This is a genomic window from Streptomyces blastmyceticus, from assembly GCF_039521185.1.
Classification (GTDB): Bacteria; Actinomycetota; Actinomycetes; order Streptomycetales; family Streptomycetaceae; genus Streptomyces; species Streptomyces blastmyceticus.
Genome location: NZ_BAAABW010000022.1, coordinates 85510 through 109280, shown reverse-complemented (window position 1 = coordinate 109280; position 23771 = coordinate 85510). Strand labels below are relative to the sequence as shown.

The following is a 23771-nucleotide window of genomic DNA, read 5'->3' as shown; positions in this document are numbered from 1 at the left end:
ACCGGGGAGACCCCGGACCCCCTGAAGCGGCTGCGCCGCTTGTCCTCAAACGCCGGACGGGCTGGAAAATCCAGCCCGTCCGGCGATTGAGGACCGGGGTCTGGGGCGGAGCCCCAGTTCGGGAAGGGGCGGGGCTGGGGAACAAAACCCGTGAGGCAGGGCTCAGTCGGGCATCCGGCAGCCCCGGCTCCCCACCCAATTTCTCGGCCCGCACCACAAAGCCGCAGGTCACAGAGGTAAGTTCGGCCTTCCTTGCTAGCGCGGGCCATGCGTTCGTGCGTACCTTCGACGCAGGGGGCGAGCGAACGGTGCCCGCCCCGAGGGGAAGGGAGCACCCGGAGCAATGTCTGTCCTCGATGCGGTTGAGGCACCCCACGTGGCCCATCGCGACAATCACACGCACCGCGATGTGAACGGCGGTTGGCTGCGCCCCGCGGTCTTCGGTGCCATGGACGGACTCGTCTCCAACGTCGCCCTGATGACGGGCGTCGCGGGCGGCTCCGCCTCCTCGCAGACCGTCGTCATCACCGGCCTGGCCGGGCTCGCGGCGGGCGCGTTCTCGATGGCCGCCGGTGAGTACACCTCGGTCGCCTCGCAGCGTGAACTCGTGCTCGCCGAGCTGGACATCGAGCGCCGCGAGCTGCGCAAGCACCCCGCCGACGAGCAGGAGGAGCTCGCCGCGCTGTACGTCTCGCGCGGCGTCGAGCCGGAGCTGGCGCGCGAGGTCGCCCGGCAGCTGTCGAGCGACCCCGAGCAGGCGCTGGAGATCCACGCGCGCGAGGAGCTCGGCATCGACCCGTCGGACCTGCCGTCGCCCATGGTCGCCGCGGTCTCCTCCTTCGGCTCCTTCGCCCTGGGCGCGCTGCTGCCCGTCCTGCCGTATCTCCTCGGCGCCACCGAGCTGTGGCCCGCCGTGCTGCTGGCCCTGGCCGGCCTCTTCGCCTGCGGCGCCGTCGTGGCCCGGGTGACGGCGCGCAGCTGGTGGTACAGCGGACTGCGCCAGCTGCTGCTCGGCGGTGCCGCGGCGGGTGTGACTTACCTCCTCGGTATTGCTTTCGGCACCGCGTTGGGGTGATGCTTATGCGGGCTGCCGCATAACGTGCGCGTTACCTCGCGGTTTCAAGCCCTTGACGATCGGGCACAATCCGGAAGCGCAGCGGGCAACGCCGCCCTCGCCGCGCTGTGTCCGGCGCTGCCGGGCCGGGTGATCCCACGGCTTCCGGGGCTCGCCACCTCGTCAGCAGAGTCCACATGCTGGACCCGAGCATCCGCTTTCCGAGAAGCGGGCCATCATGTAACCTGCACCAAATTTCTTTCGCAGAGGGCCAACGTCGTCCCTCGGCACATGCACATGCCATGACTGCCATGACGACGACGGGAGAGCCGATGCGCCCCATGTTTGCCGCATCCCACCCCGCCCAGCAGGGGATGTACGACCCGCGCAATGAGCACGACGCCTGTGGCGTGGGCTTTGTCGCGACCCTGACCGGCGAGGCGAGCCATGCGCTCGTGCAGCAGGCGCTCACCGTCCTGCGGAACCTCGAGCACCGGGGCGCCACCGGCTCCGAGCCCGACTCGGGCGACGGAGCCGGCATCCTGCTCCAGATCCCCGACGCCTTCCTCCGCGAGAACGTCGCCTTCGGCCTCCCCGAGGCCGGTGCCTACGCCGTCGGCATCGCCTTCCTCCCCGCCGAGACGCCCGCCGCGGACGCGGCCGTCTCGCAGGTCGAGACGATCGCCGCCGAGGAGGGCCTGACCGTCCTCGGCTGGCGCGAGGTCCCCGTCACCCCCGACCTGCTCGGCAACGGCGCCCGCGCCACGATGCCGGCCTTCCGCCAGCTGTTCGTCACGGACGGCGCCAACGCCGGCCTCGCCCTGGACCGCAAGGCATTCGTCCTGCGCAAGCGCGCCGAGCGCGAGGCCGGCGTCTACTTCCCCTCGCTGTCCGCGCGGACCATCGTCTACAAGGGCATGCTCACCACCGGCCAGCTGGAGCCGTTCTTCCCCGACCTCTCCGACCGGCGCTTCGCCACCGCCATCGCCCTGGTCCACTCCCGCTTCTCCACCAACACCTTCCCCAGCTGGCCGCTCGCCCACCCGTACCGCTTCGTCGCCCACAACGGTGAGATCAACACCGTCCAGGGCAACCGCAATTGGATGCGCGCCCGCGAATCCCAGCTGGCCGGCGACCTGTTCGGCACGGGCGGCCCGGAGCGGACCTTCCCCGTCTGCACGCCCGACGCCTCCGACTCCGCCTCCTTCGACGAGGTCCTGGAGCTGCTCCACCTCGGCGGGCGGTCACTGCCGCACAGCGTGCTGATGATGATCCCCGAGGCCTGGGAGAACCACGCCTCCATGGACCCCGCCCGGCGCGCCTTCTACCAGTACCACTCCACCCTGATGGAGCCCTGGGACGGCCCCGCCTGCGTCACCTTCACCGACGGCACCCTCGTCGGCGCCGTCCTCGACCGCAACGGCCTGCGCCCCGGCCGCTACTGGGTCACCGACGACGGCCTCGTCGTCCTCTCCTCCGAGGTCGGCGTCCTCGACATCGAGCCCGCCAAGGTCGTCCGCAAGGGCCGCCTCCAGCCCGGCCGGATGTTCCTCGTCGACACCGCCGAGCACCGCATCATCGAGGACGACGAGATCAAGGCGCGGCTCGCCGCCGAACAGCCCTACACCGACTGGCTGGAAGCCGGCCTGATCGACCTGGCCGACCTCCCCGAGCGCGAGCACATCGTGCACACCCACGCCTCGGTCACCCGCCGCCAGCAGACCTTCGGCTACACCGAGGAAGAGCTGCGCGTCATCCTCGCCCCCATGGCGGGGTCCGGCGCGGAGCCCCTCGGCTCGATGGGCACCGACTCACCGATCGCGGCCCTCTCGGAGCGCCCCCGGCTGCTCTTCGACTACTTCACCCAGCTCTTCGCACAGGTCACCAACCCCCCGCTGGACGCCATCCGCGAGGAGCTCGTCACCTCGCTGATCTCCTCCCTCGGCCCGCAGGGCAACCTCCTGGAGCCGACCGCGGCCTCCTGTCGCAGCGTCACCCTGCCGTTCCCCGTCATCGACAACGACGAGCTCGCCAAGCTCATACACATCAACGCCGACGGCGACCTGCCCGGTCTGAAGGCCGCCACGCTCTCCGGCCTCTACCGCGTCGGCGGCGGGGGCGAGGCGCTCGCCGCCCGGCTCGCGGAGATCCGCGCCGAGGCCGACGCCGCCATCGCGGGCGGCGCCCGCCTCATCGTCCTCTCCGACCGCCACTCGGACGCCGAGCACGCCCCGATCCCCTCCCTGCTGCTCACCTCCGCCGTCCACCACCACCTCATCCGCACCAAGCAGCGCACCCAGGTCGGACTGATCGTCGAGGCAGGCGACGTCCGCGAGGTCCACCACGTCGCCCTGCTCATCGGCTACGGCGCCGCGGCCGTCAACCCGTACCTGGCCATGGAGTCCGTCGAGGACCTCGTCCGCGCGGGCACCTTCCTGCCCGGCCTGGAGGCCCAGGACGCCATCCGCAACCTCATCAAGGCCCTCGGCAAGGGCGTGCTGAAGGTGATGTCCAAGATGGGCATCTCCACCGTCGCCTCCTACCGCGGCGCCCAGGTCTTCGAAGCCGTCGGCCTGGACGAGGAGTTCGTCGACACCTACTTCCAGGGCACCGCCACCAAGATCGGCGGCGCCGGCCTGGACGTCGTCGCCCGCGAGGTCGCCGCCAGGCACGCCAAGGCCTACCCCGCCACCGGCATCGCCGCCACCCACCGCCGCCTGGACATCGGCGGCGAGTACCAGTGGCGCCGCGAGGGCGAGCCCCACCTCTTCGACCCCGACACCGTCTTCCGGCTCCAGCACTCCACCCGCGCCCGCCGCTACGACATCTTCAAGCAGTACACCCAGCGGGTGAACGACCAGGCGGAGCGGCTGATGACGCTGCGCGGACTGTTCTCCCTCAAGAACGGCCGCACCCCCGTGCCGCTCGACGAGGTCGAGCCCGTCAGCGAGATCGTCAAGCGCTTCTCCACCGGCGCCATGTCCTACGGCTCCATCTCGCGCGAGGCCCACGAGACCCTCGCCATCGCCATGAACCAGCTCGGCGCCAAGTCCAACACCGGTGAGGGCGGCGAGGACCCCGAGCGGCTCCACGACCCGGCCCGCCGCTCCAGCATCAAGCAGGTCGCCTCCGGCCGCTTCGGCGTGACCAGCGAATACCTGGTCAACTCCGACGACATCCAGATCAAGATGGCGCAGGGCGCCAAGCCCGGCGAGGGCGGCCAGCTGCCCGGCCACAAGGTCTACCCCTGGGTCGCCAAGACCCGGCACTCCACCCCCGGCGTCGGCCTGATCTCCCCGCCCCCGCACCACGACATCTACTCCATCGAGGACCTCGCCCAGCTCATCCACGACCTGAAGAACGCCAACCCCGCGGCCCGCATCCACGTGAAGCTGGTCTCCGAGGTCGGCGTGGGCACGGTCGCGGCGGGCGTCTCCAAGGCCCACGCCGACGTCGTCCTGATCTCCGGCCACGACGGCGGCACCGGCGCCTCCCCGCTGACCAGCCTCAAGCACGCGGGCGGCCCCTGGGAGCTCGGCCTCGCCGAGACCCAGCAGACCCTGCTGCTCAACGGCCTGCGCGACCGCATCGTCGTGCAGACCGACGGCCAGCTCAAGACCGGCCGCGACGTGATCATCGCCGCGCTGCTCGGCGCCGAGGAGTTCGGCTTCGCCACCGCGCCCCTGGTCGTCTCCGGCTGCGTCATGATGCGCGTCTGCCACCTCGACACCTGCCCCGTCGGCATCGCCACCCAGAACCCGGTGCTGCGCGAGAGGTTCTCCGGCAAGGCCGAATTCGTCGTCAACTTCTTCGAGTTCATCGCCGAGGAGGTCCGCGAGCTCCTCGCCGAACTGGGCTTCCGCACCCTGGAGGAGGCCGTCGGCCGCGCCGAGCTCCTCGACACCGCCCAGGCCGTCGACCACTGGAAGGCCCAGGGCCTCGACCTGGCCCCCCTCCTGCACGTCCCCGAACTGCCCTCCGGCGCCGTCCGGCACCGCGTCACCGAGCAGGACCACGGCCTGGCCAAGGCCCTCGACAACGAACTCATCGAGCTCGCCGCCGACGCCCTCGCCGCCGACAGCGCCGAGGACGCCCGGCCCGTACGCGCCCAGGTCCCCATCCGCAACATCAACCGCACCGTCGGCACCATGCTCGGCCACCGCGTCACCAGGAAGTTCGGCGGCGCCGGGCTGCCCGACGACACCGTCGACATCACCTTCACCGGCTCCGCGGGCCAGTCCTTCGGCGCGTTCCTGCCGCGCGGCATCACCCTGCGCCTGGAGGGCGACGCCAACGACTACGTCGGCAAGGGCCTCTCCGGCGGCCGGATCGTCGTCCGCCCCGACCGCGGCGCCGACCACCTCGCCGAATACTCCGTCATCGCGGGCAACACCCTCGCCTACGGCGCGACCGGCGGCGAGATGTTCCTGCGCGGACGCGTCGGCGAACGGTTCTGCGTCCGCAACTCCGGCGCCACCGTCGTCTCCGAGGGCGTCGGCGACCACGGCTGCGAATACATGACCGGCGGCCGAGCCGTCGTCCTCGGCGAGACCGGGCGCAACTTCGCGGCCGGCATGTCAGGCGGCGTCGCCTACGTCATCGACCTGGCCCCCGACAACGTCAACAAGGAGCTGGTCACCGCCGTCGACACCCTCGACGCGGACGACCGGCGGTGGCTGCACGACGTGGTGCGCCGCCACCACGAGGAGACCGCCTCCACCGTCGCGGCCACCCTCCTCGCCGACTGGGACACGGCCGTGACCCGCTTCGGCAAGGTCGTCCCGGCCACCTACAAGGCAGTGCTCGCCGCCAAGGACGCCGCCGAGCGAGCGGGTCTCTCCGAGACCGAGACCCACGAGAAGATGATGGAGGCGGCGACTCATGGCTGACCCCAAGGGCTTCCTGACCACCGGCCGCGAGGTCGCGCGGACCCGTCCCGTCGGCGAACGCGTCAAGGACTGGAACGAGGTCTACGTCCCCGGCTCCCTGCTCCCGGTCATCAGCAAGCAGGCCGGCCGCTGCATGGACTGCGGCATCCCCTTCTGCCACAACGGCTGTCCGCTCGGCAACCTCATCCCCGAGTGGAACGACTACGCCTACCGCGAGGACTGGCGGGCGGCCAGCGAACGACTGCACGCGACCAACAACTTCCCGGAGTTCACCGGGCGGCTGTGCCCCGCACCCTGCGAATCCGCGTGCGTCCTCGGCATCAACCAGCCCGCCGTCACCATCAAGAACGTCGAAGTCACCATCATCGACAAGGCCTGGGACCACGGCGACGTCACCCCCCAGCCCCCGGAGCGGCTCTCCGGCAAGACCGTCGCCGTCATCGGCTCCGGCCCCGCCGGCCTGGCCGCCGCCCAGCAGCTGACCCGGGCCGGCCACACCGTCGCCGTCTACGAACGCGCCGACCGCATCGGCGGCCTGCTGCGCTACGGCATCCCCGAGTTCAAGATGGAGAAGCGGCACATCAACCGCCGCATCGAGCAGATGCGCGCCGAGGGCACCAAGTTCCGCACCGAGGTGGAGATCGGCCGCGACATCGACGCCGCCAAGCTCCGCAAGCGCTACGACGCCGTCGTCGTCGCCGCGGGCGCCACCACCTCCCGCGACCTGCCCGTCCCCGGCCGCGACCTCAAGGGCGTCCACTTCGCGATGGAGTACCTGCCCGTCGCCAACAAGGTGCAGGAGGGCGACCTCACGGTCTCCCCGATCTCGGCCGAGGGCAAGCACGTCGTCGTCATCGGCGGCGGCGACACCGGGGCCGACTGCGTCGGCACCGCCCACCGGCAGGGCGCCGCCTCCGTCACCCAGCTGGAGATCATGCCCAGGCCGGGCGAGGACCGCGCACCGCACCAGCCCTGGCCGACCTTCCCCATGCTCTACAAGGTCACCTCGGCCCACGAGGAGGGCGGCGAGCGGGTCTACTCCGTCTCCACCACCCACTTCGAGGGCGACGAGGACGGCAACGTCCAGTGGCTGCACCTGACCGAGGTCGAGTTCACCGGCGGCAGGCTCACCCCCAAGCCCGGCACCGAGCAGCGGATCCCAGCCCAACTGGTCACCCTCGCCATGGGATTCACCGGCACCGACGTCGACAACGGCCTCGTCGAGCAGTTCGGCCTCGGCCTCGACGAGCGCGGCAACATCGCCCGCGACGCCGACTACGCCACCAACGTCCCCGGCGTCTTCGTCGCCGGCGACGCGGGGCGGGGACAGTCCCTCATCGTCTGGGCCATCGCCGAAGGACGCTCCGCGGCCCGCGGCGTCGACCGCTACCTCACCGGCGCCAGCACACTGCCGGCCCCGGTGCGCCCCACGGACCGGGCACTGACGGTCTGACCGGCCCCCACAAGCCCGCGGCACCCGCCTCCACCCCGACCGGGAGCGGGTGCCGCGTCGTCTCCCGGACTCAGCCGGCCGGCGATTCCCCCGCCTGCACCGACAGGCCGCCGAACTCCACCCGCGCGTCCTCGGTGTACACCCCGACGCTGCCCTTCAAATACGGGTGCTCCCGGTCCTCGTACGCCACCAGGCCCCGGCCGTCCACGCTCACTTCCATCCGCGCGCCCTGCTGCGCGATCCGGACGTCCGACCACTTGCCGATCGGGAACTCCCCGTCCCCCGTCGCCAGGAAGCGCTGGCCGCCCGCGTACGCCGGATCCCGCTTGCCCAGCTCCCAGCCGTTCGGCTTGAGGGTGATGTAGTAGAAGTGCTCGGGGTCGGTGTACGCCCAGACCAGCCACGGCACCTCCCACGGATTCGGCTTGGGGGTGCGCAGCTGGGCCACCGTCCGCATCCGGGCCCGGAAGTCCACCGATCCGTACACCTCGGTGGAGACGATCAGACCCGCGTGCGTCTCTCCCGGCGTCCGCGCCGCCTCGGGGGAGAGCTCCAGGCCGTCGTGGCGGCCGATGTTCTCCCCGTGGCCGTCGAACACCGAACGCCACGGGCCGTGGACCGAACCCTCGGCCCACGGCCGTTCGGGCTTGCCGTCACCGGCCCCCCAGATGCCGCTCACCGCGAGGGCGACGCCCGCCACCACGGCGGCGGCGAGCAGAGCGAGGCCGAGCAGCCGGTGAACTCTCGTCATGCCGTCGAGTATGACCCCGGACCCTCGGGACGGGAGGCGACCAGTGGGACGACGCCCCGATCGGGTCCGGCGTCCGCGCCGAAGTCCTCCGCGAGCTGCGCGACGATGCGGTCGGTGGCGTGCCCGTCACCGAAGGGGTTCCCGGCCGTCGCCATCCCCTCGTACGCGGCCGGGTCGTCCAGCAGCCGCATCGCCGCGTCCAGGATGGCCTCGGGCTCGGTGCCCACCAGCCGCGCCGCGCCCGCCTCCACCGCCTCGGGCCGCTCGGTGGTCGTCCGCAGCACCAGCGCGGGCTTGCCGAGGGTGGGCGCCTCCTCCTGGATGCCGCCGGAGTCGGTCAGCACCAGGTCGCAGGCGGCCAGGGTCGCGGAGAAGTCCACGTAGCCGAGCGGCTCGACGACCCGGATGGCGGGGTGGCCGGACAGCTCGGGGAGCAGTGCCTCCCGCACGGCGGGGCTCTTGTGCAGCGGCACCACCATCTCCACGTCGCCGCGGTCGGCCAGCCTGCACATGGCCCGGCCCATCGCCCGCATGGTGGCGCCCTGGTTCTCCCGGCGGTGCAGGGTCAGCAGGACGCGCCGCCGGTCGCTCTCGAAGAGGTTGCGCCCCGTGCCCTGCGCCAGGACCCACAGGAGGTTGTCGATGACGGTGTTGCCGGTGGTGAACACCTCGGCCTCCGGCACGCCTTCGGCCGTCAGATGGGCTGCGGCGCGCGGGGTGGGGGCGAAGTGCCAGCGCGCCATGCGGCCTATGAGGCGTCGGTTGAGTTCCTCGGGGAAGGGGTTGTCGAGGACGCCGGTGCGCAGGCCCGCCTCGACGTGGGCGATGGGGAGGTGTTCGTAGAACGCGGCCAGCGCGCCGGTCAGCGCGGTGGTGGTGTCGCCCTGGACGACGACGAGGTCGGGGCGTTCCGTGCGGACCACCTCGCCAAGACCGTCCACCAGCCGTGCGGTGAGGGTGGACAGCTGCTGCCGCTCGCGCATCACGTCGAGCTCGGTGTGCACGGGCACCTGGAGGAGGTCCAGCATCTGGTGGAGCATCTCGCGGTGCTGGCCGGTGGTGACGACGACCGGGTCGAAGAGCGGGGAGCCGGCCATGGCGCGGGCCACGGGCGCCAGTTTGATGGCTTCCGGCCGGGTGCCGAGGACGAGCATGGCGCGGACGGGGGCGGTGATGATGTCCGGGGACATGGTTCTCCCTAGGAAGGGTGTGCCGATGGGCGGAGAGGGGCGCCGCGTTCAGGTGCGCGCGGTCTTCAGCCAGGTCTGTTTGCCGGTGAGCATCCGCCACAGGCCCCACCATCCGGCGGCGAACCAGATGTAGCCGTAGAGGATGAAGACGTGGGAGAGCAGGACCGCGCGCAGCAGCCCGAGTCCTTTCTCGCGCCGGGAGTAGACGAAGGCGTAGATGTACGCCGCGGTGAAGGACAGGACGTAGGGGCCGAGCACCCACCACGGGGAGATCAGCGCGTGTCCGGCCTCGACGGAGCCGACGACCGTGCCCCCGAGGGCGACGAGGAAGGACAGCGGGAGCAGCGAGGTGAGCAGGATCAGCACCGGGCTGGAGAGGTGGTAGAGCAGGTCGAGGGCGGCGCGGGTGGGGACCTCGCGCAGGATCAGCGGCACCAGGCCCGCCGACTGGAGGTGGCCCTGGAACCAGCGCGAGCGCTGGCGCACCAGGCGCCGCACGTCGAGCACGGCCTGCTGGGAGACCGCGGCGTGGGTGCAGTGCTGGTTGACCCAGCCGCGGGCGATCAGCCGGACGCCCAGGTCGAGGTCCTCGGTGAGCGAGTCGCTCCAGGGGCCGCCGCCGTCGTCTCCGATGAGCGAGTCCAGGGCGGCGAGCCGCATGAACTGCCCGTTGCCGCCCATGCCGACGCTGCCGATGTAGCGCCGGGCACTCTGGAAGATGTCGCCGTAGATGACGAATTCCATGTCCTGGAGCCGGGCCAGCAGACCCTTGTCGCGGTTGTACATCCGCACACCGATCTGGGTGCCGCCGGTGCGCGGGTCGTCGAAATAGGGGTCGACGGCCTGGACCACGTGCTGGTCGAGGCGGCCGTCGGCGTCCACGACACAGACGATCACCTCGCTCGGGTCGTAGCCGTCGAGCAGGCCGGAGACGCGCAGGTGGCGGATCCCGGCGTTGAGGGCGGCGCCCTTGCCCTTGCGGGCGTTCGGCAGCTGCCGCTGGAGGAGCTGGACCTTGCCCGGCGCGGCGCGTTCGGCGGCGGCGCGGGCGATGGCCGCGGTGCCGTCGTCGGACGCGTCGTCGATGACCAGGGCCATGAAGTTGCCCGCGGGCAGGGCGGTGATCCTGGCGAGGCTCTCACCGAGGACCCGCTCCTCGTTGAGGCAGGCGAGCAGGAAGACGTAGAGGCGCGGCCGGCGCGGGCCGCGGCCGCGGCGCATCCGTCGCCTGGACAGGACGAACAGGGTGGTGTTGTAGCAGCCGGCCATCACGATGATGGCGATGGCGGCCCAGAGCAGAACTTGGCCGATCAAGGCCGGTCACCGGCGTTCCGCAGCTGGAACCAGAGCTTGATCGACAGCATGGCTATCGCGGTCGCGCAGTAGAGCAGGAATCCCGCCCCCGCGGCCTCCTGCAATCCCTGGGCGAAAGGCAGGCCCGGGAGCACTTTCGGTGCCGCCGTCAGCCCGGCCATGGGCAGGACTGTGCCCAGAACAGGTTTCCCGTACATGAGTTCCCCCCGAATTCGCCTCGTCATGAGGCGTGCGGACGGAAGGTATCAGAGTTGACGGGTACGGCTGTCCGACTTGGTGGGAGTTGTTTGATCGGAATCCCAAATTCGATGGAACGACTGTTTGTTAGGGCTGGTCAGCGCGGTGTGTGACGGGTGTGATCAATAGTCCGAACCAATTCCTGTGAAAGGAATTGCCTGCCGGGGATCGAGTTTGTCTATTGACAGCAGTTGTTATAGGCCAGAAGGATTGGCCAACTGTCGGGCCTTGATCTGCATGGGGTGACGACAAAGAAAGCATCACCCAGGGGGAAACACAATGCAAAAAAGGAGAAGGAGGTCCAGGATTTCCCGGACCTCCTCCGTCATCATGGTCGTCGCCGCCCTTCTGGGCGGCCTGGGAATCGCCGGAATCGCCGCCACCGCCGAGGCCGCGAAGACCCCGATACCCAAGCCGACCGGCAAAGAAGGCATCCACGCGATCTCGCTCTCCCCGCGGAGCGCGAAGGATCTGACCGCCTGGACGAAGTCCCGGCTGGCGCTGGAGAAGCAGCGGAAGGCCCACACCCTCGTCATCCGCCCGGCGGTCGCGGCGGATGCCACGAAGGCCGCCCCCTCGGGGGCCACCGCCCCGCTGTCCGCCCCGGCGAAGACCGCTTCCACGCGGCCCGCAGTCGCACGGACCACCAGAACCGCGCAGGCGCGGCCCGCCGCACTGAAGCAGGCCGCCGCGTCCGCGGGCGCCTCCGCGCTCGTCCTCTACGACACCACCGGCCCCTACGGGCAGCTGGGCGAGCTCTACGCCATGGCCGTCTCCAACCTCGCCGGCCACTTCGGCACCGTCACCGCCAAGCCCGTCTCCTCCTACACCGCGGGCATGACCGAGCAGTACACCGCCACGTTCTACATCGGCTCGACGTACTACGGGGGTTCCGTCCCCGACGCCGTGCCCGCCGCCTTCTACCGGGACGCGCTGGCCACCGGCCACCCCGTCACCTGGATCGGCGACAACATCTGGAACATGGCCAACTCGGTCGGCATCACCCAGTTCGAGCAGCACTACGGCTGGGACCCGACCAACTCCTACTTCGCGCCCAACGGCACCGTCGGGAACATCAACCAGGTCGCCTACAAGGGACAGACGCTGACCCGCTCCATCCCGGCCGGACAGGACGGCGGCGTCCTGCACCCCGCCCTCCTCACCGGCCCCGGCTATCCGCAGGTCAACCAGCTGGCCCAGGCCACGGACGCCAACTCCGGCACCACCAGCCCCTGGGCGATCCGCTCGGGCAACCTCACCTACGTCGGTGAGATCCCCTTCACCTATGTCTCCGAGAGCGACCGCGTCGTCGCCTTCGAGGACCTGCTCTTCGACTCGCTCGCCCCGGCGACCGCCGAACGGCACCGGGCGTTCGTGCGCCTGGAGGACATCAGCGCCAAGTCGGACCCCGCACAGCTGCGGGCCATGGCCGACTACCTGTCCTCGCAGAACATCCCGTACGGGATCAACGTCATCCCCATCTACACCGACCCCAAGGGCGTCTACAACAACGGGACCCCCGAGACCGTCACCCTGGCCCAGGCCCCTCAGGTCGTCGCCGCGCTCCAGTACATGCTCGCGCACGGCGCCGTCCTGATGAACCACGGCGACACCCACCAGTACAGCAACGTCAACAACCCCTACACCGGCGTCACCGGCGACGACTTCGAGTTCTTCAAGGCGCACGTCGACACGTCCAACAACGTCGTCTACGACGGGCCGCCACCCGAGGACTCCACCGCCTGGGCGCAGATCCGCATCACGCAGGCCCTCGCCGCCTTCACCGCCGCCGGGCTGCCCAGGCCGACGCTGTGGACCACCCCGCACTACGCCGCCTCCGCCGCGGACTACCGGGTCTTCGGGCAGAACTACTCGGCCCGGCTTGAGCGTTCGCTGTACTTCGCGGGAACGCTGAACGGCGGGACGGTGGATTCCAGCCGCTATATCGGGCAGTTCTTCCCGTACGCGGTGAAGGACGTCTACGGTACGACCGTGCTGCCAGAGAACCTCGGCAACTACGAGCCCCTGCCGTACAACAACCACCCGGCCAGGCTCCCCGCCGACCTCATCGCCTCCGCCAAGGCCAACCTGGCCGTGCGCGACGGCGTGGCGAGCTTCTTCTACCACCCCTATTACGCGGTGGATCCGCTGAAGCAGACGATCGACGGCATCCGCGCCCTCGGCTACACCTTCGTCGGCCCCACGGACCTCGGCCGGTGAACGCGATGAGGAGGGCGGCCGCCGCTCTGGCGGTCACGGCCGCCCTCTTCCTCGCGGGCTGCTCCTCCACCAGCGGCTCCCCGGACGGCTCCGCGACCGGCGGCCCGACCGGCACCCGGCCCGACGACAGGAAGGTGAGCGGATTGCGCGGCATCACGCTTCCCTCGTGGAACACCGACGACTACGACCGGCCCGAAGCGGGGCAGTTCCTCCGGCAGATCGCCGACACCGGGGCCCGCTGGGTGACCTTCACCCCCACCTGGTACCAGGACGGCCTCACCGACTCCGGCATGCACACCACCGAGGAGACCGCCGGGGACGACAGCCTCCGCCACATCATCGGCCTGGCCCACTCCACCGGCCTCAAGGTCATGGTCAAGCCGCACGTCGACCTGGTGAAGGGCCAGGACCGCGCGGAGATCCGGCCCGCGGACCGGGACGCGTGGTTCGCCGCGTACGGCCGCTTCATCACCCACTACGCGCGGCTCGCCGCGGACACCGGGGCCGAACAGCTCGCCGTGGGCACGGAGCTGGCCGGCACCTCGCAGGACGGCGCGCGCTGGAGCCGCGTCGTCGCGGCGGTCCGCAAGGTCTACGGCGGACCGCTGACCTACGCCGCCAACTACGACGAGTACAAGAAGGTGCCCTTCTGGGGCGACCTCGACGTCATCGGCATCGACGCGTACTGGCCGCTGGCGGAGAAGGCCACCACGGACGCGACCGGGCTGCGGGAGGCGTGGAAGCCGATCGGCGACGAGCTCGCGGCCTTCTCCGCCCGGTGGCACCGCCAGATCCTCTTCACCGAGGCGGGCTACGTCAGCCAGCGCGGCACGACCACGGCGCCGTACTCCTGGACCGTCTCCAAGAGATCCGGCGACGACGAACAGGCCGCGGCGTACGAGGCGTTGCTCGCGGCGTTCGACGGCAAGCCGTGGTGGGCGGGCGTCTGCTGGTGGATGTGGGACGACTGGCCGGGCAGCGGCGAAACGGCGAAGCGCCTCGCGTACACCCCGCACGGCAAACCGGCGGAACGCGTGCTCCGGCAGTGGTGGGGCGCGCACTGAGTTCCGGCCGCAGGCCGTGCTACGTGTCGCATTCGAGGACCGAGCCGCACAGCCCGCACCTGGCCCGCAGACGGCCCTGTACCGGCACGCGCAGCCGCTGGTGGCACGTGGGGCAGGGGAAGCTGACGCGCAGCGGGTCGTGGCCCTCGAACGCGTAGCCCCCGGTGGGGGAGCTGTGCGCCGAGCGCCGGTCGCGCGCGTAGCGGTGGCGGCCGAGGCGGCCCGCGGCGGCCAGCGGGGGGCGCTGTTCGTCGCGGCGGGCCCGCGCCATGCCCTTGGTGTACGCGTCGTACGCCTGCGGGCTGGTGAACCACGGCGCGGGGTCCTCCCCGAAGGCCAGCGCCCGCTTGGCGAGGACGTAGCCGAACTCCTCGGGCGTGAGATAGCCGAGCTTCTGCGTGGTGACGGACGACTCGCGGTACGCGTCGAGCAGCAGCCAGCCCGAACCGAGGTACGCGGCGGCGGTGTCGGTGAGGATCTCGTTGTCCCGGGTGCCGGGGAAGCTCAGGTCGAGCCGGTGCAGATAGACGTGCATGACCTCGTGCGCGAGGGCCGCGCCGATGTCCTTGCGGTGCTTCTTGAAGCGGGAGTTGAGCTCGATGAAATACTCCGGCCCGGCGGCCAGCTCGACGCTCCCGGCGTGCTGCATCTCGCGGAAGCTGACGATCATCCGCGCGTCGGGCAGCCGGAGGTGGCGGACCATCGCCCCGGCGACCCGCTGGACGCCCAGATAGGGGTTCTCGTCGTCGGAGAAGGCGACGTCCACGGGGAGCACGCTCGCCGCGAAGGAGTGCACCGTGTCGTAGGAGAGCCGTTTGTACAGCGCGGTGATCGCGGAGTGCACGGTCTCCAGGTGCGGAAACCCGTGCGCGATCTCGATGCCCGAGCCCACGCGACCACCCCCTAGGTCCGTCATGCGCCTCCCACTGTACGTGGGGGCCCGGCCGGGTGCGGGTCCGTTGCCCCCGCCGCGGGGTGCCGGGCCCTGGCCGAAACGGAACGCTTGTCGCCCCTTCGTGCGCTCCCCATAATCACAGCGCGCCGCAAGGACTCATGTTCGAATATCGGATTGACATGAGCCTGTCATTCGTCGGTGCAACCCTCCACGAAGGGAAGTCCGTTGCGCACCTTCCTCAAGACACTGAAGAGAACCGTGGCCGTCGCCGCGGTCGCCGCCGCCACGTTCACCCTCCAGCCACTGACCGCCGCCCACGCCCACGACCACGCCCCGCAGACCCGCCCCGGCGCGTCCGTCGTCGGCGGCACCCCCGCCCAGCAAGGCGAATTCCCCTGGATGGTGCGGCTGTCCATGGGCTGCGGCGGCGCCCTCTACACCCGGCAGATCGTCCTGACCGCCGCCCACTGCGTCGACGGCAGCGGCCCCAACACCTCGATCACCGCCACCGCCGGGGCCGTCGACCTCCAGTCCTCCCAGGCCGTCACCGTCAACTCCACCCAGGTCCTGCAGGCCCCCGGCTACAACGGCACCGGCAAGGACTGGGCACTGATCAAACTCGCCCAGCCCATCGACCAGCCCACCCTGAAGATCGCCGACACCACCGCCTACAACAACGGCACCTTCACCATCGTCGGCTGGGGCGCGGCCACCGAGGGCGGCCCCCAGGAGCGCTACCTCCTCAAGGCCACCGTCCCCTTCGTCGACGACGCCACCTGCCAGAAGGCGTACGGCGGCGCCCTCACCCCCGGCGACGAGATATGCGCCGGCTACCTCCAGCAGGGCGGCGTGGACACCTGCCAGGGCGACTCCGGCGGCCCGATGTTCCGCAAGGACGGCGCCGGCGCCTGGATCCAGGTCGGCATCGTCAGCTGGGGCCAGGGCTGCGCACGCCCCGGCTACCCCGGCGTCTACAGCGAGGTGAGCACCTTCGCCGCGAACATCAAGGCCGCGGCGGCCGGCCTCGGCGGCTGACGCCGCGGGTTGGGCTCCTGGCTCAGCCTGAACCGGGCCTCCTGGCTTGTCGGGTGCCGGTCCGCTGCGCCTGCGGCGGGCGGCCTCAAACTCCCCCAGCTACCGCTGGGAGGTGCCCCCACGGGCTGGATTTTCCGGCGCCCGGCAGCCTCGGACCGGCTTTGGTTCCGGTCCCGGGGCGTGAGCCCGATCCGCCGAATGGATCTCTCCGCTGCGCCGTCCGGTGGGTTGCGCCTACCCGGACGGCGCAGTCGGGCACTCTGCCCGGTACGGCTTTCCACGGCCCGTTCACGCGACCCCGGTATGACGTGGGCGGGCCACTGTCATCCTTTCGGCCGAGGCAGGAATGGTCGGACAGTCGACGTGTGGAGCCCATAAAGGTCCGTAACGTGAGAGCTGTGGCCGATCGCCGGCCGCGCCGACCCGTCCGTACGAAAGGGACCTCCGTGTCCGCCAAGCACCGCCTCGCCGCCGTCACCGTCCTCACCGCCGCCGTCGGTGCGGTGGTCTGGCCGACGGCCGGCGCCTTCGCCGCGGGCGCCGCGGACAAGGACGGACACCCCGGCCGCCCCACCACCACCGTCCGCCAGATCCAGCTCCCGGACGGCAGCCACGCCCGCCTCACCTCCGGCGAGGGCGGCACCAAGGCCACCGTCACCACCCAGGGCAAGCAGCAGCGCACCATCGACACCACCCGCCCCGCCGCCGACATCGACCGGCTGCACCTGCGGATCATCGGCGGCGACACCGCCCGCCCCACCCTGCGCGCCGCCCTCGACGGCACCGAGCAGCCCAGCTACTACGACTTCACCTCCGGCTCCCTGCGCCACACCCCGGACGCCACCACCGCGGGCGACGCGACGAAGGACCACCAGCGCGGCACCAAGGCCGCCCAGGGCCACGGGGCCAGGCCCGCCCACGAAGGCCGCTCCCCGCACTCCACCCCGCACGGCCACCACCCCACCCCGCCGACCGCCACCGAGCGCCACGGCAAGGTCCGCGCCGCATCCAGCAACCCCGTCAAGCGCGTCGTCGAGGCGGGCGAGGCCATCAAGGGCCGGCACGACATCGGCACCCCCGCCATCGCCGGAGCGGCCCTGCTCGCCGCGGGCGGCGGCGCCTACGGCGTACGCATCGCGCTGCGCCGCTCGGGCCGCACGGAGAGGGACGCATGACCGAAGCGGTCGCGGCACCCCGCCGCCACCGCCGACATGGACAGACCTCGGCAAGCACACGCAACGCGTCGCAGCGGCAAGGAACAGGGCGAGGGAACAGCATGGCGATCACCGTGGTCATCGCGGACGACCAGGAGATGGTCCGCACCGGCTTCCGGATGATCCTGGAGAGCCAGTCCGACATCGACGTCGTCGCCGACGTCGTGGACGGCGAGGCCGCCCTGGCGGCCGTCGAGGAACACCAGCCCGACGTCCTCCTCCTCGACATCCGCATGCCCAAGCTCGACGGGCTCGAGGTCACCCGCCGCCTGTCCGCCCTCTCCGCCGCGCACCCCGAGCGCCGCCAGCGCCCCCGCATCGTCATCGTCACCACCTTCGACCTCGACGAATACGTGCACACCGCGCTCCGTAACGGCGCCTCCGGCTTCCTTCTCAAGGACGCGAGCCCCGCCATGCTCGTCGAAGCCGTGCACGCCGCCGCCGTCGGCGACTCCCTCATCTCGCCCGCCATCACCGTCCGCCTGCTGCGCGACATGGCCCCGGCGGGCACGGCCCCGACCGCCCGCACCCCCTCCGAGCCGCTCACCGACCGCGAGGCCGACGTCGTCCGCTGCCTGGCGCGCGGCGCGACCAACGCCGAGATCGCCTCCGAGCTCTTCGTCTCGCTGTCCACGGTCAAGACCCACCTCGCCAATGTGCAGCTGAAGCTGGACGCCCGAAACCGCGTGGAGATCGCCGCCTGGGCCTGGGAGAGCGGGCTGGCCACGGGCGGCACATGAACAGACTGGCCGGGTGGGCCACCCGGTACCCCCGCAGGGCCGCCGTGGCGAAGGGGGCCCTCGGCGCCGTCCTGCTCTGCCTGGTCGGCTTCGAGGGCTTCGCCCTTGCCCGGCAGCCCAGCCAGCCGCACGCCATGGTCCTCGCCTCGGGCGTCGCCGTCTGCCTGTGCGCCGTCCCCTACGGCTGGATCCCCCTGACCGTACGCGCCACCGTCGCCGTCGCGGTCTCCCTGACCACCTCCGCCGTCCTCATGGCCACCGACCACCCCTCCGTCGTCTGGGGCATGGGCGAGGCCATCGCCCTGCTCGTCCTGCTGACCGCCGTCGTCCAGCAGGCCCCCGCCCGCGTCGCCGCCACCCTCGGCCCGATGCTCGGCCTCGCCTGCGTCGCCGCCCCCATACGCGACCTCGCGCCCGGACGCTTCACCGCCGTCTTCGCCACCCTCACCGTCGTCGTCGCCGCGTACTCCCTGCTGCTGCGCAACCAGTCGGGCCAGCGCGTACGCGACATGGCGGCCGTACGGACCGCCGAGCGGCTCGAACTCGCCCGCGAGCTCCACGACCTCGTCGCCCACCACGTCACCGGCATCGTCGTCCAGGCCCAGGCCGCCCGCTTCACCTCCCTCGACGGGCCCGCCGCCGCGGCCGCGTTCGAACGGATCGAGACCTCGGCGAGCGAGTCGCTCAACGCGATGCGCCGCCTCGTCGGAGTCCTCCGCGAGGGCGACGCCCAGACCCAGCCCCTCGCCGGCCTCCCCGAAGTGCGCGCCCTCACCGAAGCCTTCGTCCGCACCGGCCCGCCCGTCGTCCTCTACATCGAACAGGGCCTGGAGGACTGGATCCCCGGCGACGTCGCCGCGGGCGTCCACCGCGTCGTCCGCGAGGCCCTCACCAACATCCGCAAACACGCCGCCGACGCCACCGCCGTACGGATCGGAGTACGCGGCGTCGCCGCCGGCATCGAACTGCGCATCGCCGACGACGGCAAGAACGCGGCCACGCTCTCCGAACAGGCCAGAGGAGGAGGCTTCGGCCTCGTCGGCCTCAGCGAGCGGGCGAAGGCGATGGGCGGCCTGCTGCGCGCGGGCCCCGCACCGGAAGGCGGCTGGGAGGTCACAGCCCTCTTCCCGGCCACCCGCCCCCACCCGCCGCGCTGACCGGCGCTCCGGATCCTGCCCGCTCGCGGCCGTTAGTCCAACACCCGCCCGCCCTTTGTCCATGGTCGGCCGCGCGCCCGCACCGCAGGGTGGCGCCGTACGGACCGTGCGGAGGGAGCGAGCAGCATGACACCGGAAGGACCGCGGCACCCCGCGGACCCCGGCCCCACCCGGCGGGCCGTCGTCCTCACCACCGCCCTCGCCGGGCTCACCACCGCCCTCCCCGGCGGCACCGCGAACGCCGCACCCCGCGAGGCCGTGCTGCGCTCCGCCGCGCTCGACGTCCGCGTCGACACCGCCTTCCCCCGCGTCGTCTCCTACACCGACCGCGCCACCGGAGCCACGCTGTACGGCCAGGAGGACCCCGTCACCACCCTCCTCGTCGACGGCGTCACCCACACCCCCCACGTCACCGCCACCACACGCGGCGACCGCGCCCACTACACCCTCGCCCTCCCCGGCGGCACCCGCATCGACGTCGAGATCCACGCCGACGCCTGGCTCGTCCACTGGCGCGTCACCCGCATCACCGACACCCCCGCCCTGCGCGTCGGCACCCTCCAGATACCCGCCCTCGCCCTGCTCAGCGTCCGCAGCACCCAGCCCGCCGCGACCCTGCTCGCCGCCCGTATCCAGCTCGACAAGAGCAAGGACGGCGACACCTTCGTCCACCCCACCCCCACCACCCCCGCGGACGACCGGCCGACCGGCTGCGCCTACGCCGTCGTCAGCGCGGGGACCCTCGCCGCCGCCGTCGAGACCAACACCAGCTACGACCGGCCCGACGCCCAGAGCGCGTGGGAGAACGGGCGGCTGTGGCGGCAGACCCTGCGGCGCGACGGCTACACCAAGGCCCAGCTCACCTGCGGCCAGTGGACCCACCGCGCCGCCGGAGCGGCCGTCCGCGACACCGAACCGCTGCCGTACGCGACCGTCGTCCTCACCCGCGACCGCAACGGCGACGGCAAGGCCGACTGGCAGGACGCCGCCATCGCCTTCCGCGACATCATGACCGACCCGCCCGGCGCCGACGGACAGCACCTGTGCGTCGTCCCGCACATCCCCTTCAACTTCGCCAGCCAGGCCACCAACCCGTTCCTGGCCACCCTCGACCACGTCAAACGCATCGCCCTGGCCACCGACGGACTACGGCAGTTCACCCTCCTCAAGGGCTACCAGTCCGAAGGCCACGACTCCGCCCACCCCGACTACGGCGGCAACTACAACGAACGCGCCGGAGGACTCGCCGACCTCAACACTCTCCTGCGCACGGGCAGGAAGTGGAACAGCGACTTCGCCGTGCACGTCAACACCACCGAGTCCTACCCCGTCGCCCACGCCTTCTCCGAGACCCTCGTCGACAGAAACGACCCGCAGTGGGACTGGCTCGACCAGTCCTACCGCATCGACGCCCGCCGCGACCTCCTCTCCGGCGGCATCGCCCGCCGCTTCCGGCAGCTGCGCGACGAGACCGACCCCGCCCTCGACACCCTCTACATCGACGTCTACCGCGAATCCGGCTGGACCTCCGACCGGCTCCAGCGGGAACTGCGCGCACAGGGCTGGCGCATCACCACCGAATGGGGCCACGGACTGGAACGCTCCAGCCTCTGGTCGCACTGGGCGGCCGAGACCGACTACGGCCCCGACACCTCACGCGGCATCAACTCCCGGCTGATCCGCTTCATCCGCCACCACCAAAAGGACGTCTTCGCCGACAAATGGCCCCTCCTGGGCACCGCGAAACTCGGCTCCTTCGAAGGCTGGCAGGGCAAGACCGACTGGGAACCCTTCCACCGTCAGCTGTGGACCGAGAACCTCCCCGCCAAATACCTGCAGGCGTTCCCGATCCACACCTGGAACGAACACCGCATCGAACTCGCCGGCGCCACCACCGTGTCCGACGAGGACGGCACCCGCCGCATCACCACCGACGGCCGCACCGTCTACGAGGGCGGCACCTACCTCCTGCCCTGGGAACCCCGCACGGCCACCGACCCCGCCAAGCTCTACCACTACAACCCCCACGGCGGCAGCACGACCTGGACCCTGCCGCGCGGCTGGTCCCGGCAGCGCACCGTCGTCCTCCACCGCCTCACCGACCGAGGGCGCGCCGACGCCCTCGAACTGCCCGTGCGCGACGGCAGGATCACCATCGAGGCCACCGCCGCACAGCCCTACGCCGTCACCCGGAACCGCACCTCCACCCGCCTCCCCGAGAACCCCTCCTGGGGCGAGGGCACACCCCTGCACGACCCCGGCTTCCACTCCGGCACCCTGGACGGCTGGCAGGTCACCGGACCCGCCACCGTCGCCCCCGGCGCCGTGGGCGACCGGGAACTGCTCATCGGCGCCGGGGGAGCGGCCGCCGTCGCCCAACGGCTCGCCCGCCTCGAAGCGGGCACCTACGCCGCGTCCGTCCAGGTCGAGGTCGGCGACACCGCGGGGGAGCGGCGCCGGGCCCGACTGGAGATCCGCACGGCCGACGGAGTCACCGCGACGAACTGGACGGACACCTCCACGGCCGTCAACCACGTCGCCGCGGACCGCAAACACGGCACCCGCTTCCAGCGGATGACCACCCGGTTCACCGTGCCACCCGGAGGCGGCCCCGTCACCCTGGCCCTGACCGCCGAGGCGGGCAGCGCCCGCGTACGGTTCGACGCCGTGCGCGTCGTACGCACCGCACACCCACCCGCCACGGCCGAAGGCACCTTGGTCCACGAGGACTTCGAGGACGTGCCCCAGGGCTGGGGCCCCTTCGTCAAGGGCGACGCGGGCGGCGCCACCGACCCCCGCACCCACATCGCCCAGCGGCACGCCCCCTACACCCAGCGCGGCTGGAACGGCAAAGCCGTCGACGACGTCATCGACGGCACCCAGTCCCTCAAATCCCGCGGCGAGAACCAGGGCGTGGTCTACCGCACCGTCCCCCACACCGCCCGCTTCACCGCCGGACACCGCTACCGCGTCGCGTTCCGCTACGAGAACGAGACGGCCGGGCAGTACGCGTGGATCACCGCCGTCGACGAACCCGCACCCCGCGAAATCTGGCGCATGCCTCTGCCGGCGGCGACCTCGCCCACCACCCACACCTACGAATTCACGGCACCTCAGAACGGCGAGACCTGGGTGGGCCTGCGCAAGGTGGGCGACAGCGGCACGGCGGAATTCGTCCTGGACGCCTTCACGGTGCACGATCTCGGAGCGTAGGCCTCCACGCCCCCTGGCACGAAGAAGCCATGTACACGAAGATCGGTCCAGGCGAAGCCGACACGGCGGGAGACCCGGACGCATGTATCACACATGGATGAGGTACTTCACCCCCGGCCCGGTCCACCACCGGCTCGGACTCGTCTGCCTCGGCGTCGGACTCCAGCACGGCGAACTCCCCGCCGTCGGCCCCCGCACCCTCGACCACCACGTCGCCGTCGTCATCAGCGCGGGCACCGGCTGGCTCCGCACCCCCGACGGCCGCACCCGCACCGTCACCGCCCCCGCACTCCTCTGGCTCGCCCCCGGCACCCCCCACCACTACGGAGCCGCCCCCGGCACCGGCTGGGACGAGAGCTTCGTCGACTTTACCGGCCCCGCCACCGGCGCCTACACCGAACTCGGCTACATCGAACCCCACCGCCCCCTCGTCCCCCTCACCGACACCGCGGGCGCCCGCGCCGCCGTCCACCGCATCGTCCGCGCCGCCCGCCGCGGCAACCCCCACCTCGAGGTCGAGACCTCCGCCGCCGTCCACGAACTCCTCGTCGCACTCCACGGCGCCCGCGCCGACACCGCACCCGGCACCGACCCCGTCCTCGCGGCCCTCGCCCGCGACGCCTTCCTGCCGCTCTCCGTCACCCAGCACGCCGCACGCCACGGCATGACCCCCACCGAGCTGCGCACCGCCGTACGCCGGGGCGCCGGATGCAGCCCCAAGGACTACCTCCTGCACATCCGCCTCGGCCGCGCCAAGGAACTCCTCGCCGCCACCGAACTGCCCGTAGCCGCCGTCGCCCGCCGCGTCGGCTACGACGACCCCGCCTACTTCAGCCGTCTCTTCGCCCGCCGCGTCGGCACCGCCCCCGTACGCTTCCGCCAGCGCCAGGGCCGCGCGGTGCCCGGCGGCTGGAGCGACCGGATCCCCGATCCGGAGCACCCACCGGTCATCGGACCTCGTCCTTCCGCATAGGCTCGGTAGTCATGAGCGACAGTGCCAACGACGAGTTTGTCAGCGCCGAGCTGGGACGGCTGCGCGACAGCATCGACAACATCGACGCCGCGGTGATCCACATGCTCGCCGAGCGGTTCAAATGCACCCAGCAGGTCGGCCACCTCAAGGCCGCCCACAAACTGCCACCGGCGGACCCCGCCCGAGAGGCCCGCCAGATCACCCGCCTGCGCGAACTGGCCGAGAACGCGAAGCTCGATCCCGCGTTCGCGGAGAAATTCCTGAACTTCATCATCGCCGAGGTCATCCGCCACCACGAGACGATCGCCCGGGCGTAGCCCCTGCGGGCGCGTCCTCAAACGCCGGACGGGCTGGATATCCAGCCCGTCCGGC

17 protein-coding genes are annotated in these 23771 nt (G+C 71.5%); 12 read left to right on the top strand and 5 right to left on the bottom strand.

Going from position 1 to position 23771, the window contains the following annotated elements; translation table 11 throughout:
• Positions 1 to 343: 343 nt before the first annotated feature.
• The 3 genes from ABD269_RS20110 (at position 344) to ABD269_RS20100 (ending at position 7396) form a co-directional block, all read left to right on the top strand.
• On the top strand, positions 344 to 1075 hold the full coding sequence (locus ABD269_RS20110; protein WP_116211206.1) for a VIT1/CCC1 transporter family protein: 732 nt from the start codon (positions 344 to 346) through the stop codon (positions 1073 to 1075).
• A gap of 290 nt (positions 1076 to 1365) precedes the next feature.
• On the top strand, positions 1366 to 5943 hold the full coding sequence (gene gltB / locus ABD269_RS20105; protein ID WP_425572936.1) for a glutamate synthase large subunit: 4578 nt from the start codon (positions 1366 to 1368) through the stop codon (positions 5941 to 5943).
• On the top strand, positions 5936 to 7396 hold the full coding sequence (locus ABD269_RS20100; protein ID WP_301888133.1) for a glutamate synthase subunit beta: 1461 nt from the start codon (positions 5936 to 5938) through the stop codon (positions 7394 to 7396). The genes gltB and ABD269_RS20100 overlap by 8 nt, the downstream gene beginning before the upstream one ends.
• Positions 7397 to 7466: 70 nt before the next feature.
• Here the strand turns inward: ABD269_RS20100 and ABD269_RS20095 are convergent, their stop codons facing one another.
• From ABD269_RS20095 to ABD269_RS20080, 4 genes are read right to left on the bottom strand one after another with little or no spacing between them, the layout of a single operon-like run.
• Positions 7467 to 8147, bottom strand: coding sequence for a LamG domain-containing protein (locus ABD269_RS20095; RefSeq protein WP_344119649.1), 681 nt, complete (start codon positions 8145 to 8147; stop codon positions 7467 to 7469).
• Entirely contained in the window at positions 8144 to 9337 is a 1194-nt protein-coding gene (gene wecB / locus ABD269_RS20090) for a non-hydrolyzing UDP-N-acetylglucosamine 2-epimerase (protein ID WP_344119647.1), read from the bottom strand. Before wecB ends, ABD269_RS20095 begins: the two co-directional genes overlap by 4 nt.
• A 48-nt stretch (positions 9338 to 9385) precedes the next feature.
• Positions 9386 to 10651: a glycosyltransferase family 2 protein gene (locus ABD269_RS20085; protein ID WP_301888137.1), complete on the bottom strand. Its 1266-nt coding sequence runs from the start codon at positions 10649 to 10651 to the stop codon at positions 9386 to 9388.
• Positions 10648 to 10848 carry a hypothetical protein gene (locus ABD269_RS20080; protein WP_301888138.1) on the bottom strand — a complete coding sequence of 67 codons (201 nt, stop codon included), beginning with the start codon at positions 10846 to 10848 and terminating at the stop codon, positions 10648 to 10650. The genes ABD269_RS20085 and ABD269_RS20080 overlap by 4 nt, the downstream gene beginning before the upstream one ends.
• Positions 10849 to 11218: 370 nt before the next feature.
• On the opposite strand from ABD269_RS20080, the gene ABD269_RS20075 reads away from it, so the two are divergent.
• Positions 11219 to 13108, top strand: a complete 1890-nt coding sequence (locus ABD269_RS20075; protein ID WP_344119643.1) for a DUF2334 domain-containing protein — start codon at positions 11219 to 11221, stop codon at positions 13106 to 13108.
• Positions 13109 to 13113: 5 nt separating this feature from the next.
• On the top strand, positions 13114 to 14172 hold the full coding sequence (locus ABD269_RS20070) for a glycoside hydrolase family 113 (protein ID WP_344119757.1): 1059 nt from the start codon (positions 13114 to 13116) through the stop codon (positions 14170 to 14172).
• A gap of 19 nt (positions 14173 to 14191) precedes the next feature.
• Here ABD269_RS20070 and ABD269_RS20065 read toward each other — a convergent pair whose 3' ends face one another.
• Positions 14192 to 15088, bottom strand: a complete 897-nt coding sequence (locus tag ABD269_RS20065) for a hypothetical protein (protein WP_344119641.1) — start codon at positions 15086 to 15088, stop codon at positions 14192 to 14194.
• Between the two features lie 204 nt (positions 15089 to 15292).
• Here ABD269_RS20065 and ABD269_RS20060 point away from each other — a divergent pair, with 204 nt between their 5' ends.
• The 7 genes from ABD269_RS20060 to ABD269_RS20030 all read left to right on the top strand — a co-directional run bounded on the left by ABD269_RS20060 (position 15293) and on the right by ABD269_RS20030 (position 23716).
• A complete protein-coding gene (locus tag ABD269_RS20060; RefSeq protein WP_344119639.1) occupies positions 15293 to 16102 on the top strand; it encodes a serine protease in 810 nt (269 codons plus the stop codon).
• A 446-nt stretch (positions 16103 to 16548) separates the two neighbouring features.
• Positions 16549 to 17277, top strand: coding sequence for a hypothetical protein (locus tag ABD269_RS20055; RefSeq protein ID WP_344119637.1), 729 nt, complete (start codon positions 16549 to 16551; stop codon positions 17275 to 17277).
• A 101-nt stretch (positions 17278 to 17378) separates the two neighbouring features.
• Entirely contained in the window at positions 17379 to 18056 is a 678-nt protein-coding gene (locus ABD269_RS20050; RefSeq protein WP_301888147.1) for a response regulator, read from the top strand.
• Positions 18053 to 19213 carry a sensor histidine kinase gene (locus ABD269_RS20045; RefSeq protein WP_344119634.1) on the top strand — a complete coding sequence of 387 codons (1161 nt, stop codon included), beginning with the start codon at positions 18053 to 18055 and terminating at the stop codon, positions 19211 to 19213. Before ABD269_RS20050 ends, ABD269_RS20045 begins: the two co-directional genes overlap by 4 nt.
• Before the next feature lie 126 nt (positions 19214 to 19339).
• Entirely contained in the window at positions 19340 to 22426 is a 3087-nt protein-coding gene (locus ABD269_RS20040; protein WP_344119632.1) for an endo-alpha-N-acetylgalactosaminidase family protein, read from the top strand.
• Positions 22427 to 22508: 82 nt separating this feature from the next.
• Entirely contained in the window at positions 22509 to 23399 is an 891-nt protein-coding gene (locus ABD269_RS20035; RefSeq protein WP_344119630.1) for a helix-turn-helix domain-containing protein, read from the top strand.
• An 11-nt stretch (positions 23400 to 23410) separates the two neighbouring features.
• Positions 23411 to 23716, top strand: coding sequence for a chorismate mutase (locus ABD269_RS20030; protein ID WP_116211193.1), 306 nt, complete (start codon positions 23411 to 23413; stop codon positions 23714 to 23716).
• Positions 23717 to 23771: the final 55 nt, after the last annotated feature.

Excerpts from the sequence above, each read along its gene's own strand:
- ABD269_RS20110 (WP_116211206.1), top strand. The coding sequence starts at position 344 with ATGTCTGTCCTCGATGCGGTTGAGGCACCCCACGTGGCCCATCGCGAC.
- gltB (WP_425572936.1), top strand. The coding sequence starts at position 1,366 with ATGACGACGACGGGAGAGCCGATGCGCCCCATGTTTGCCGCATCCCAC.
- ABD269_RS20100 (WP_301888133.1), top strand. The coding sequence starts at position 5,936 with ATGGCTGACCCCAAGGGCTTCCTGACCACCGGCCGCGAGGTCGCGCGG.
- ABD269_RS20095 (WP_344119649.1), bottom strand. The coding sequence starts at position 8,147 with ATGACGAGAGTTCACCGGCTGCTCGGCCTCGCTCTGCTCGCCGCCGCC.
- wecB (WP_344119647.1), bottom strand. The coding sequence starts at position 9,337 with ATGTCCCCGGACATCATCACCGCCCCCGTCCGCGCCATGCTCGTCCTC.
- ABD269_RS20080 (WP_301888138.1), bottom strand. The coding sequence starts at position 10,848 with ATGTACGGGAAACCTGTTCTGGGCACAGTCCTGCCCATGGCCGGGCTG.
- ABD269_RS20075 (WP_344119643.1), top strand. The coding sequence starts at position 11,219 with ATGGTCGTCGCCGCCCTTCTGGGCGGCCTGGGAATCGCCGGAATCGCC.
- ABD269_RS20070 (WP_344119757.1), top strand. The coding sequence starts at position 13,114 with ATGAGGAGGGCGGCCGCCGCTCTGGCGGTCACGGCCGCCCTCTTCCTC.
- ABD269_RS20065 (WP_344119641.1), bottom strand. The coding sequence starts at position 15,088 with ATGACGGACCTAGGGGGTGGTCGCGTGGGCTCGGGCATCGAGATCGCG.
- ABD269_RS20050 (WP_301888147.1), top strand. The coding sequence starts at position 17,379 with ATGGCGATCACCGTGGTCATCGCGGACGACCAGGAGATGGTCCGCACC.
- ABD269_RS20045 (WP_344119634.1), top strand. The coding sequence starts at position 18,053 with ATGAACAGACTGGCCGGGTGGGCCACCCGGTACCCCCGCAGGGCCGCC.
- ABD269_RS20040 (WP_344119632.1), top strand. The coding sequence starts at position 19,340 with ATGACACCGGAAGGACCGCGGCACCCCGCGGACCCCGGCCCCACCCGG.
- ABD269_RS20035 (WP_344119630.1), top strand. The coding sequence starts at position 22,509 with ATGTATCACACATGGATGAGGTACTTCACCCCCGGCCCGGTCCACCAC.
- ABD269_RS20030 (WP_116211193.1), top strand. The coding sequence starts at position 23,411 with ATGAGCGACAGTGCCAACGACGAGTTTGTCAGCGCCGAGCTGGGACGG.